12 protein-coding genes and 1 pseudogene are annotated in these 11475 nt (G+C 68.8%); all 13 read left to right on the top strand.

Annotated elements, in window-relative coordinates; translation table 11 throughout:
• Window positions 1-891 (top strand): Bug family tripartite tricarboxylate transporter substrate binding protein (locus AC6EI8_RS05190; RefSeq protein WP_498381437.1); only part of this gene is annotated, 891 nt, incomplete at its 5' end.
• A gap of 303 nt (window positions 892-1194) precedes the next feature.
• The gene (locus AC6EI8_RS05185) at window positions 1195-2043 is read left to right on the top strand and encodes an ABC transporter ATP-binding protein (RefSeq protein WP_255650892.1); all 849 of its coding nucleotides are present in this window, start codon (window positions 1195-1197) and stop codon (window positions 2041-2043) included.
• A gap of 26 nt (window positions 2044-2069) precedes the next feature.
• Window positions 2070-2831, top strand: a complete 762-nt coding sequence (mlaE, locus tag AC6EI8_RS05180; protein ID WP_150082635.1) for a lipid asymmetry maintenance ABC transporter permease subunit MlaE — start codon at window positions 2070-2072, stop codon at window positions 2829-2831.
• A 49-nt stretch (window positions 2832-2880) separates the two neighbouring features.
• The gene (gene mlaD / locus AC6EI8_RS05175; protein ID WP_006575761.1) at window positions 2881-3360 is read left to right on the top strand and encodes an outer membrane lipid asymmetry maintenance protein MlaD; all 480 of its coding nucleotides are present in this window, start codon (window positions 2881-2883) and stop codon (window positions 3358-3360) included.
• Entirely contained in the window at window positions 3357-4190 is an 834-nt protein-coding gene (locus AC6EI8_RS05170) for an MlaA family lipoprotein (RefSeq protein WP_150082616.1), read from the top strand. The genes mlaD and AC6EI8_RS05170 overlap by 4 nt, the downstream gene beginning before the upstream one ends.
• Before the next feature lie 229 nt (window positions 4191-4419).
• The gene (locus AC6EI8_RS05165; RefSeq protein WP_149319718.1) at window positions 4420-5043 is read left to right on the top strand and encodes an MlaC/ttg2D family ABC transporter substrate-binding protein; all 624 of its coding nucleotides are present in this window, start codon (window positions 4420-4422) and stop codon (window positions 5041-5043) included.
• Window positions 5044-5208: 165 nt separating this feature from the next.
• Window positions 5209-5463, top strand: a pseudogene (locus AC6EI8_RS05160) (STAS domain-containing protein); the annotation flags it as partial.
• A gap of 454 nt (window positions 5464-5917) precedes the next feature.
• The gene (locus AC6EI8_RS05155) at window positions 5918-6967 is read left to right on the top strand and encodes an ABC transporter ATP-binding protein (RefSeq protein WP_498381436.1); all 1050 of its coding nucleotides are present in this window, start codon (window positions 5918-5920) and stop codon (window positions 6965-6967) included.
• 77 nt (window positions 6968-7044) lie between these two features.
• Window positions 7045-7815 carry an ABC transporter permease gene (locus AC6EI8_RS05150; RefSeq protein WP_149319765.1) on the top strand — a complete coding sequence of 257 codons (771 nt, stop codon included), beginning with the start codon at window positions 7045-7047 and terminating at the stop codon, window positions 7813-7815.
• Between the two features lie 67 nt (window positions 7816-7882).
• Window positions 7883-8155, top strand: a complete 273-nt coding sequence (locus AC6EI8_RS05145; RefSeq protein ID WP_498381435.1) for a BolA family protein — start codon at window positions 7883-7885, stop codon at window positions 8153-8155.
• A gap of 16 nt (window positions 8156-8171) precedes the next feature.
• Window positions 8172-9425, top strand: a complete 1254-nt coding sequence (gene murA / locus AC6EI8_RS05140; RefSeq protein WP_498381434.1) for a UDP-N-acetylglucosamine 1-carboxyvinyltransferase — start codon at window positions 8172-8174, stop codon at window positions 9423-9425.
• 15 nt (window positions 9426-9440) lie between these two features.
• Window positions 9441-10103: an ATP phosphoribosyltransferase gene (gene hisG, locus AC6EI8_RS05135; protein WP_149319713.1), complete on the top strand. Its 663-nt coding sequence runs from the start codon at window positions 9441-9443 to the stop codon at window positions 10101-10103.
• 31 nt (window positions 10104-10134) lie between these two features.
• On the top strand, window positions 10135-11463 hold the full coding sequence (gene hisD, locus AC6EI8_RS05130; RefSeq protein ID WP_149319712.1) for a histidinol dehydrogenase: 1329 nt from the start codon (window positions 10135-10137) through the stop codon (window positions 11461-11463).
• Window positions 11464-11475: the final 12 nt, after the last annotated feature.

The following is an 11475-nucleotide window of genomic DNA, read 5'->3' as shown; positions in this document are numbered from 1 at the left end:
CCCGCCCGCCCATTGCGGCTGGTCGTGCCGTTTCCCGCCGGCGGCGTGCCGGACGCCATCGCCCGCACGCTGGCCGAGAAGCTGACCGCCAAGCTTGGCGTGCCGGTCGAGGTCGACAACCGTCCCAGCGCCAATGGCACCACCGCCGGCGACGTGGTCGCCAAGGCCAGCTCCGACGGCCACACGCTGCTGCTGCACCAGTCCACCATGCTGATCCAGTCCGGCGTGGAGCCGTTGCCCTACGACGTGGTGCGCGACTTCACGCCGGTGGCGCGGGTCGCTGCGATGCCGCTGTTCCTGGTGATCGACGCGCGGCTGCCGATCCGCACGGCGCAGCAGTGGCTGGCGGCGGTGCGCGCCAACCCGGGTGCCTACAGCGTCGGCACGGCGCAGGCCGGCACCCCGGCCCATCTGTATGCGGAATACGCGGTGCGCGGCATCCCCAATGGCGTGCCGCTGGTGACTGCCAAGGGCGAGGCGGCCCTGGTGCAGGAGATGCTGGCCGCCCGCATCAGCGCCTGCTTCTGCAACTTCGCGGCGGTCCAGCAGCATGTGCGCGAGGGCACCCTGCGGCTGCTCGGCGTGGCCGGCTCGGCGCGTTCGTCGCTGGCGCCCGGCGTGCCGACACTGCATGAGAGTGGACTCGACGGCTACGGCGCCGGGCCGTGGCTGGGCGTGCTGGCGCCCGCCAAGACCCCGCGCGCGATCGTGGCGAAGCTGGCCACGGTGCTCGACGAGGTGGTGCGCGAGGGGGACGTCGCGCGCCGGCTGGAATCGGTAGGGCTGACGCCGCTGCGCGACTCGCCCGAGGCCTTCGCCACCTCGATCCGCTCGGAATCGATCCAGTGGCAGGTGATCCTGCGGCAGGCCGGCGGACCGGTCGAACCTTGAGTCTCCCCCCACGGCCGGCGTTGCGGGGAAGGGCATCAGCGGAAGGGCGTCAGCGACAAGGGCGTCAACTGGGAGGGCGTCAACTGGGAGGGCGTCAACTGGAAGGGCGTCAACTGGAAGGGCGCCAACTGGGAGGCGTCAACTGGGAGGGCGCCGGGCCGCGGTGCACTGCCATGCCCTGGCCCGGAATGCAACCGATTCCGCTTCGTCGCCCGATAGCGCACGTCGCGCCGCGTTGCAGCATTTCATCGCGGGCGCATTGCCCGGCACGCGCCCGGACGAGTATAGGTATTAGCACTTATAATGCCGACCGTCCCTAGCGATGCCAACGTGACTGAAACCACACCCAACCTCGTCGAGCTGCAAGCGGTCGACTTCGCCTATGCGGCGGGCGGCAAGCCCATCCTGTCGGGCCTGTCCATGCGGATTCCGCGTGGCAAGGTCGTCGCGGTCATGGGCGGCTCCGGCTGCGGCAAGACCACCGTGCTGCGGCTGATCGGCGGCCAGGTCCGGCCGCAGCGCGGCCATGTCCGCTTCGACGGCGCCGATATCCCGGCGCTGGACCGCGCCGGCCTGTATGCGGCACGGCGGCAGATGGGGATGCTGTTCCAGTTCGGCGCGCTGTTTACCGACCTGTCGGTGTTCGACAACGTCGCCTTCCCGCTGCGCGAACACACCGACCTGCCCGAGTCGATGATCCGCGACCTGGTGCTGATGAAGCTCAACGCGGTGGGCCTGCGCGGGGCGCGCGACCTGATGCCCGCGCAGATCTCTGGGGGCATGGCGCGCCGCGTGGCGCTGGCCCGGGCCATCGCGCTGGACCCCTCGCTGCTGATGTACGACGAGCCCTTTGCCGGGCTCGATCCCATTTCGCTGGGCCTGACCGCGCGGCTGATCCGCACGCTGAACGACGCGCTCGGCGCCACCACGATCATCGTGTCGCACGACGTGCACGAGACCTTTCAGATCGCCGACTACGTGTATTTCATCGCCGAAGGCCGCATCGCGGCGGAAGGGGAGCCCGAGGCGCTGCGCGCCTCGACCGATCCCTTCGTCCACCAGTTCGTGCATGCCGAGGCCGACGGCCCGGTGCCGTTCCACTACGGCGGGCCGTCGCTCGCCGAGGACTTCGTCGGCGGGGCGGGGCGGTGATGGGCGCACTCTACAACGCCATCGCGATGGTCGGCTCGGCGGTGCGCCAGAGCGTCGAGGGCCTGGGCATGGCCACGCGCATGTTCTTCGCGATGCTGGCGATGTCGCCGTCGATGCTGCGCCGCTTCCGGCTGGTGTCGGACCAGATCTTCTTCGTCGGCAACCTGTCGCTGGTGATCATCGCCGTGTCCGGGCTGTTCGTCGGCTTCGTGCTCGGCCTGCAGGGCTACTACACGCTGAACCGCTACGGCTCCGAGCAGGCGCTAGGGCTGCTGGTGGCGCTGTCGCTCGTGCGCGAGCTGGGGCCGGTGGTGACCGCGCTGCTGTTCGCGGGGCGCGCCGGCACTTCGCTGACCGCCGAGATCGGCCTGATGAAGGCGGGCGAGCAGCTGACCGCGATGGAAATGATGGCGGTGAACCCGCTGCAGCGCGTGGTCGCGCCGCGCTTCTGGGCGGGCGTGATCGCGATGCCGGTGCTGGCGGCGATCTTCAGCGCGGTCGGCATCCTGGGCGGCTACATCGTCGGCGTGCAGCTGATCGGCGTCGACGCCGGCGCCTTCTGGTCGCAGATGCAGGGCGGCGTCGATGTGCGCGACGACGTGCTGAACGGCGTCATCAAGAGCTTTATCTTCGGCATTGCCGTGACGTTTATCGCCTTGTACCAGGGCTACGAGGCCAAGCCGACGCCCGAGGGCGTGTCGCGCGCCACCACCCGCACCGTGGTGATCGCGTCGCTCGCCGTGCTGGGGCTCGATTTCCTGCTGACGGCGCTGATGTTCAGTACCTGAGCCCCGCATGGGCGCCGTCGCATCCCGCTGGTTGAACTAGAGAATTCCGATGAGAAAGAACGCACTCGATTTCTGGGTGGGGCTGTTCGTGGTGGCCGGCTTCGTGGCCCTGCTGTTCCTCGCGCTGAAGGCCGGGAACATGAGCGCCTTCACCTTCGAGGACACCTACACCGTGCAGGCCCGCTTCGACAATATCGGCGGGCTGAAGGCACGTGCTCCGGTCAAGAGCGCCGGCGTGGTGGTGGGCCGCGTCGCGCAGATCAGCTTCGACGACAAGAACTACCAGGCCACGGTGACGATGCACCTGGAGCAGCGCTACCAGTTTCCCAAGGACACGTCGGCCAAGATCCTGACGTCGGGGCTGCTGGGCGAGCAATACATCGGCCTCGAAGCGGGCGGCGATACCGCCATGCTGGCCGACGGCGCGCGGATCACGATGACCCAGTCGGCCGTGGTGCTGGAGAATTTGATCGGGCAGTTCCTATACAACAAGGCGGCCGACGCGGGCGGCACGGGAGCGGAGAAATGAGGGGTTCGGGAGTTCACGGGCGCTGGCTGCTGGCCGGCGCGATGGCGGTCGCCCTGGCGGGCTGCGCGACGGGGCCGGACGCCAATCCGCGCGACCCGCTCGAGCCGTTCAACCGCGAAGTCAACAAGATCAACGAGGACTTCGACAAGGGCGTGATGCGCCCGATCGCCGAGGTCTATGCCGACTACGTGCCGTCGCCGGTGCGCACCGCGGTCAGCAACGTGTTCTCCAACGTCAGCGACGTCTACTCGGCGCTGAACAACCTGCTGCAGGGCAAGCCGACGCGCTTCGCCGAGGACACCATGCGGGTGGCGATCAACACCGTGCTGGGCATCGGCGGCCTGATCGACATCGCCACGCCGGCCGGCCTGCCCAAGTACAAGGAAGACTTCGGCCAGACGCTGGGCGTGTGGGGCGTGCCGCCCGGCCCGTACCTGGTGCTGCCGCTGTTCGGTCCGAGCACGGTGCGCGACACCGGTGGCATGCTGGTCGACCGGCAGGCCGACCCGTCGGCCTACCTGCATCCCGTCTGGATGCGCAATACGCTGATCGGCGTGCGCGTGGTCAGCGCCCGCGCCGAGCTGCTGGGCGCCAGCAGCCTGGTCGAGATGGCCGCGCTGGACCGCTACTCGTTCATGCGCGACGCCTATCTGCAGCGCCGCGAGTACCTGGTCTACGACGGCAATCCGCCGGACCGCGAGGACGATGGCATCGACGGCGACGCCAAGCCGACGCCCCCGAGCTCCGGTTCGGGCGAAAGTCTGCCCGGCCAGACCATGCCGGTGCCGCCGGTGGCGCCGTCGCTGTCGCCCGGGCGGCTTGGCCTGTGAGGGATTGCTGAACACCGACGCTGACCCTGACGCTGAGAGGCGCCGGCGTCACCGCGGTGGAGGCGCGGCCCGCCGGCTTTGTGAGCGCCCGGTCACCGCTGCAACAAACTGTGATAACCGGTGCCAGCGCCCCGCGCCCCCGGCACCATGAACTTGCCCGGGGTGCGCGCTCTCCAACTCAACGCACCCCCCGCCGCCCCCGGCGGAACAAGATAGACAAGGAAAAACCATGTTCAAGCGACTGTTGCTTCCCTTCATCGCCGCCTTCGCCATGGCCGGCGCGGCCATGGCCCAGAGCCCGGACACCTCGACCCCGGACGGCCTGATCAAGGCGCTGGTGGACGACGTGATGGCCACCGTCAAGGCCGACAAGGAAATGCAGGCCGGCAGCATCCCCAAGATCACCGCGCTGGTCGAGCAGAAGATCCTGCCGAACGCCAACTTCCAGAAGACCACGCAGATCGCGATGGGCCGCAACTGGGCGAAGGCGACGCCGGAGCAGCAGAAGCAGATCGTCGAGGAATTCAAGATGCTGCTGATCCGCACCTATGCGGGCGCCGTCTCGCAGATCCGCGACCAGACCGTGCAGTTCCGCCCGTTCCGCGCGGCGCCGGAAGACACCGAGGTCACCGTGCGCACCCAGGTCATCAACAAGGGCGAGCCGATCCAGATGGACTACCGCCTGGAGAAGACGCCGCAGGGCTGGAAGGTCTACGACATCAACGTGCTGGGCGCCTGGCTGACCGAGGCCTACAAGGGCAGCTTCAACACGATCGCCAGCCAGCAGGGTATCGAAGGCGTGATCAAGACCCTGCAGGACCGCAACCGCCAGCTGGCCAGCGCGAAGGGCTAAGCCCGCTGAGCCAGCAGAGCAAGTCGAGCCCTGGCGCGGCTGCCATGCCGTGACGACGCGGCGCAGCACGTGGATGCTGCGCCGCGTTACAATGCCGGCTCGGTGCGCAAGCTTCACCCGCACCGGCCGTTTTGCCCCGACCAAGCCCCTTACCGACCGACCGCCTCGATGCTTTCACTCGGAACCTCGCTGACCAACCGCAACGCCGCCGCCGTGCTGCGCGATGCGGCCGCGCGCGTCGCGCAAGGGGAAGCGCAGGTCGATTGCAGCGCGCTCGGACAGGTCGATTCGTCGGCGGTGGCCGTGATGCTGGCGCTGCATCGCGATGCCAGCGCGCGCGGCCGGACCCTGGCGTTCGTCGGCGTGCCGCAGCAACTGGCCGCGCTCGCCAGCCTGTACGGGGTCGATACGCTGCTGGCGCTGTCGCCGCAGGACCCGGCATCGGTGCCGGCGCATGGGGTTGCCGACACTGCGGCCGACACTGCGGCCGAACCTGTCGCCGAATCCAGGGCCGAATCCGCGCCTGCTTCGGCCGCCGCCCCCCTCGAGCAAGCCGGCTTGCATCGACATTGAACCGGCATCCGCGGTGAGCGCGGGGCGATGGCCCGCGCCGGCACCGTCGCGATGCCTCGGCGCCGGCCGCCAGCCGACGCCGCGTCCCAAGCGGGGACCTCCCCGCATCCCCTATAATTCCGGGTTATTCGTTCGTCAGCACCGCCCGCGCGCCAACGCGCGATGCGCCTGCCACGCCGGCAGCCGGCAAGCCAGGCGGGCGACCAGTCCGGCAGCTGTATCACCCTCAGGCGGTCCCCGCCATTTCCAGGAGCCCGGCGCGGCAGCGCGACGCTCGCACGCCCGCCAGACGATATCGGCCATGAAAGCCATCGAAATCCAGGATGTCCGCAAGCGCTACCGCAATCTGCAGGCGCTCAAGGGCGTCAGCTTCAGCGTCGAGCGCGGCGAATTCTTCGGCCTGCTCGGCCCCAACGGCGCGGGCAAGACCACGCTGATCTCGATCCTCGCCGGACTGAACCGGGCCGACTCGGGCCAGGTGCGCGTGCACGGCCACGACGTGGTCGGCGATTACCGGGTGGCGCGCCGCATGCTGGGCGTGGTGCCGCAGGAGCTGGTGTTCGATCCGTTCTTCACCGTGCGCGAGACGCTGCGGCTGCAGTCGGGCTATTTCGGCCTGACCCGCAACGACGACTGGATCGACGAGATCATGGCCAACCTGGACCTGACCGACAAGGCCGACGCCAACATGCGGCAGTTGTCGGGCGGCATGAAGCGCCGCGTGCTGGTCGCGCAGGCGCTGGTGCATCGTCCGCCGGTGATCGTGCTCGACGAACCGACCGCGGGCGTCGACGTGGAGCTGCGCCAGACGCTGTGGAAATTCATCTCCCGGCTGAACCGCGAAGGTCATACCATCATCCTGACCACCCACTATCTGGAAGAGGCCGAGGCCCTGTGCGACCGCATCGCGATGCTCAAGTTCGGCGAGGTGGTGGCGCTGGACCGCACCAGCAGCCTGCTGAGCCAGTTCGCCGGCCTGCAACTGGTGCTGACGCTGTCGGCCGGCCGCCTGCCGGCCTCGCTGGAGCCGCTGCGGATGCCGTCCAATCCGGGCGAGCGCGCGATCCGGCTGCGGTTGTCCGGCTACCAGGTGGTCGAACCGATCCTCGCGGCCTGCCGCGAGTCGGGCTGCGAAATCGAAGACATGGAAATCAACAAGGCTGACCTCGAGGACGTATTCGTGCAGATCATGGGGAGGGAAGGGCGCAAGCCGGCTTCGCGTGACGCCGGAGCGGACCGCGACGCGGACAGGGACACTGACGGCGGCGCGAGCGGCGACGGCGGCAAGCGCGCCGCGGCCCCGACCGAACCGGTCAATGCCACCCCTTCCTCGCTGGAGAGCCCGGTATGAAACATCCTGCCGGACTCGATCAGGCGCAACAGGACGCCCGTCACGGCGGCGGCGACGACAGCCGGCACCTGGCGCCGATGGCGGTGGGCGGCCTGGTGGGCTTTCGCACGCTGCTCTACAAGGAAGTGCTGCGCTTCTGGAAGGTCAGCTTCCAGACCGTGGCCGCGCCGGTGCTGACCGCGATCCTCTATCTGCTGATCTTCGGCCATGTGCTGGAGGACCGCGTCCGCGTCTACGACCAGATCAGCTACACCGCCTTCCTGGTGCCCGGGCTGGTGATGATGAGCATCCTGCAGAACGCGTTCGCCAACAGCTCGTCGTCGCTGATCCAGTCCAAGATCACCGGCAACCTGGTGTTCGTTCTGCTGCCGCCGCTGTCGCACTGGGAGATGTTCGGCGCCTACGTGACCGCCGCAATCGTGCGCGGGCTGGCGGTCGGCCTGGGCGTGCTGCTGGTGACGGTTTGGTTCGCCGACCTGCATGTGGCCAATGTCGCCTGGATCGTCGTCTTCGCGCTGCTCGGCGCCGGCATGCTGGGCACGCTGGGCCTGATCGCCGGCATCTGGGCCGAGAAGTTCGACCAGCTGGCCGCCTTCCAGAATTTCCTGATCATGCCGGCGACCTTCCTGTCCGGCGTGTTTTATTCGATCCACTCGCTGCCCGCGTTCTGGCAGACGGTGTCGCACGCCAACCCGTTCTTCTACATGATCGACGGGTTCCGCCATGGCTTCTTCGGCGTCTCCGACGTGTCGCCGTGGTTCAGCCTGGCCGTGGTGGCGAGCGCCTTCGCGGTCGTCGCGGCCATCGCGCTGCGGCTGCTGCAGACCGGCTACAAGCTGCGGCACTGATCTTGCGAGACCAGGCCGGGCCGACACGCGCGAGAGCGGGACGCACACAGACGAAACGAGATTCACCATGCTGCCTACACCGGAACAAGTCAGGGACTACATCGCCCAGGGGCTGCCCTGCGAACACCTCGAAGTGGAGGGCGACGGCCAGCACTTCTTCGCCACCATCGTCAGCGTCGAGTTCGAGGGCAAGCGGCTGATCCAGCGCCATCAGCGCGTCTATGCCGCGCTCGGCGACCGCATGCGGGCCGAGATCCACGCGCTGTCGATGAAGACGCTGACGCCGGCCGAATGGCAAGGCGGTCAGGGCGAACATGCCGGCCAGCCCGGCCAGCGCTGAGCGGCCGCGCATCCTCATGGATCAACTCGAAATCCACGGCAACGGTCCGCTGCGCGGCGAAATCCGCGTCTCGGGGGCGAAGAACGCCGCCCTGCCGATCCTGTGCGCGAGCCTGCTGACGGCCGACACGCTGACGCTGGACAACGTGCCCGATCTGCAGGACGTGCGCACCATGCTGGCGCTGCTGCGCCAGATGGGCGTGCGCATCGAGCAGGACGGCACGCGGCTGACGCTGAACGCGGGCGAGATCACCGCGCCCGAGGCGCCCTACGAGATGGTCAAGACCATGCGCGCATCGATCCTGGTGCTGGGGCCGCTGGTCGCGCGCCTTGGCGAGGCGCGGGTATCGCTGCCCGGCGGCTGCGCCATCGGTGCGCGGCCGGTCGACCAGCACATCAAGGGCCTGCAGGCCATGGGCGCCGACATCGCGATCGAGCACGGCTTCATCCACGCGCGTGCGCGTCGGCTCAAGGGCGCGCGCATCGTCACGGACATGATCACGGTGACGGGCACCGAGAACCTGCTGATGGCGGCCACGCTGGCCGAGGGCGAGACCGTGCTGGAGAACGCGGCGCGCGAGCCCGAGGTCACCGACCTGGCCAACCTGCTGGTGAGCATGGGCGCCCGCATCGAGGGCATCGGCACCGACCGGCTGGTGATTCACGGCGTCGAGCGCCTGCACGGGGCCGAGCATCGCGTGATTGCCGATCGCATCGAGGCCGGCACGTTCCTGTGCGCCGCCGCGGCGACGCTGGGCGAGGTGGTGGTGCGCGATGTCCCGCCGGTCATTCTGGACGCGGTGCTCGACAAGCTGGTTGAAGCCGGTGCATCGATCGAGCGCGGCGCCGACTGGGTGCGGCTGTCGATGCGCCAGCGCCCACGGGCGGTCAGCTTTCGCACCTCCGAATACCCGGCCTTTCCGACCGACATGCAGGCGCAGTTCATGGCGCTCGATTGCGTGGCCGACGGCACGGCGCGGGTCACCGAGACGATCTTCGAGAACCGCTTCATGCACGTGCAGGAGCTGAACCGGCTCGGCGCCAATATCGCGGTCGAAGGCAATACCGCGGTGGTGACCGGCGTGCCGCGCCTGTCGGGCGCGCGCGTGATGGCGACCGATCTGCGCGCCTCGGCCAGCCTGGTGATTGCCGGCCTGATCGCCGACGGCGAAACGGTGATCGACCGCATCTACCACCTGGACCGCGGCTACGACCGCATGGAAGACAAGCTGTCCGCCGTCGGTGCGCGCATCCGCCGCATCGCGGGCTGACCCACGAACAAGACGATGAGCCCTTCTCCGAACCAGCTGACCCTGGCCCTATCCAAGGGCCGGATCTTTACCGAAACCATGCCGCTGCTGGCGGCCGCGGGCATCGAGGTCACCGAAGACCCGGAAACCTCCCGCAAGCTGATCCTGCCGACCACCGACCCGGACGTGCGCGTGATCATCGTGCGCGCCTCCGACGTGCCCACCTATGTGCAGTACGGCGCCGCCGACTTTGGCGTGGCGGGCAAGGACGTGCTGATGGAGCATGGGATGGCCGGCCTGTATGCGCCGATCGACCTGAATATCGCCCGCTGCCGCATGTCGGTGGCGGTGCCGGCGGGCTTCGACTATGTCCGCGCGGTGCGGCAGGGGGCGCGGCTGGCGGTGGCGACCAAGTATGTACAGACCGCGCGCGAGCATTTCGCCAAGAAGGGCGTCCACGTCGATCTGATCAAGCTGTACGGCTCGATGGAGCTCGGTCCGCTGGTCGGGCTGGCCGATGCGATCGTCGACCTGGTCAGCACCGGCGGCACGCTGCGCGCCAACAATCTGGTGGAAGTCGAGGAGATCGTGCAGATCTCGTCGCGCCTGGTGATCAACCAGGCCGCGCTCAAGCTCAAGCGCGAGCGGCTGGCGCCGATCCTCGAAGCGTTTGAACGGGCCTCGGCGGCCGTGGCGTGATGCCATGGCCGACGGCCCGGGGAATGGAGTCATGAACGAACAAAGCCTGAACATCCGCCGACTGGACTCGGCCAGCACGGACTTCCCCGTGCGGCTGCGCCAGCTGCTGGCCTTCGAGGCCGGCGAGGACGAGGCCATCGAGCGCGCCGTTGCGCAGATCCTGGCCGACGTCAAGGTGCGCGGCGATGCCGCGGTGCTCGAATACACGATGCGCTTCGACCGTGTCGAAGCCGAATCGCTGGCCGCGCTGGAACTGTCGCCGGCCGAGATGGACGCCGCGCTCGAGGAGCTCGAGCCCAAACGCCGCGCCGCGCTCGAGGCGGCCGCGGCGCGCGTGCGCGCCTACCACGAGAAGCAGAAGATCGAATGCGGCAGCCATAGCTGGGAATACGCGGAGGCCGACGGCACCGTGCTCGGCCAGAAGGTGACGCCGCTCGATCGCGTCGGCCTCTATGTGCCGGGCGGCAAGGCGGCCTATCCGTCATCGGTGCTGATGAACGCGATTCCGGCCCGCGTCGCCGGCGTCAAGGAAGTGATCATGGTGGTGCCGACCCCGGGCGGCGTGCGCAACCCGCTGGTGCTGGCGGCCGCGGCGATCGCCGGCGTCGACCGCGTGTTCACCATCGGCGGTGCCCAGGCGGTCGGCGCGCTCGCATACGGTACCGAGACGCTGCCGCAGGTCGACAAGATCGTCGGCCCGGGCAACGCCTATGTCGCCGCGGCCAAGCGCCGCGTGTTCGGCACGGTCGGCATCGACATGATCGCCGGCCCGTCCGAGATCCTGGTGATCTGCGACGGCAGCACCGACCCGGACTGGGTCGCGATGGACCTGTTCTCGCAGGCCGAGCACGACGAGATGGCGCAGTCGATCCTGCTGTGCCCGGATTCCGGCTATCTGCTCAAGGTCGAGGACAGCATCCGCCGCCTGCTCGACGACATGCCGCGCCGCGACGTGATCGCGGCCTCGATCGGCGGCCGCGGCGCGCTGATCAAGGTACGCGACATGGACGAGGCCTGCGACATCGCCAACGCGATCGCGCCCGAGCACCTGGAGATCTCCGCGCTCAATCCGCGCCAGTGGGCCGAGAAGATCCGCCACGCCGGCGCGATCTTCCTGGGCCAGTTCACCAGCGAATCGCTGGGCGACTACTGCGCGGGCCCGAACCACGTGTTGCCGACCTCGCGCACCGCGCGCTTCTCGTCGCCGCTGGGCGTCTATGACTTCCAGAAGCGCTCGAGCCTGATCGAGGTCAGCGAGGCGGGCGCGCAGATGCTGGGCCAGATCGCCGCGGAACTTGCCTATGGCGAGGGCCTGCAGGCGCATGCCCGCAGCGCCGAATACCGCCTCAAGCGCAGTTGATTTGCCGGGGCG

The sequence above is a fragment of the Cupriavidus sp. R6-3 genome (assembly GCF_059772245.1).
The sequence above is the reverse complement of the archived record's forward strand: the minus strand, read 5'-3'. Positions and strand labels throughout refer to the sequence as shown.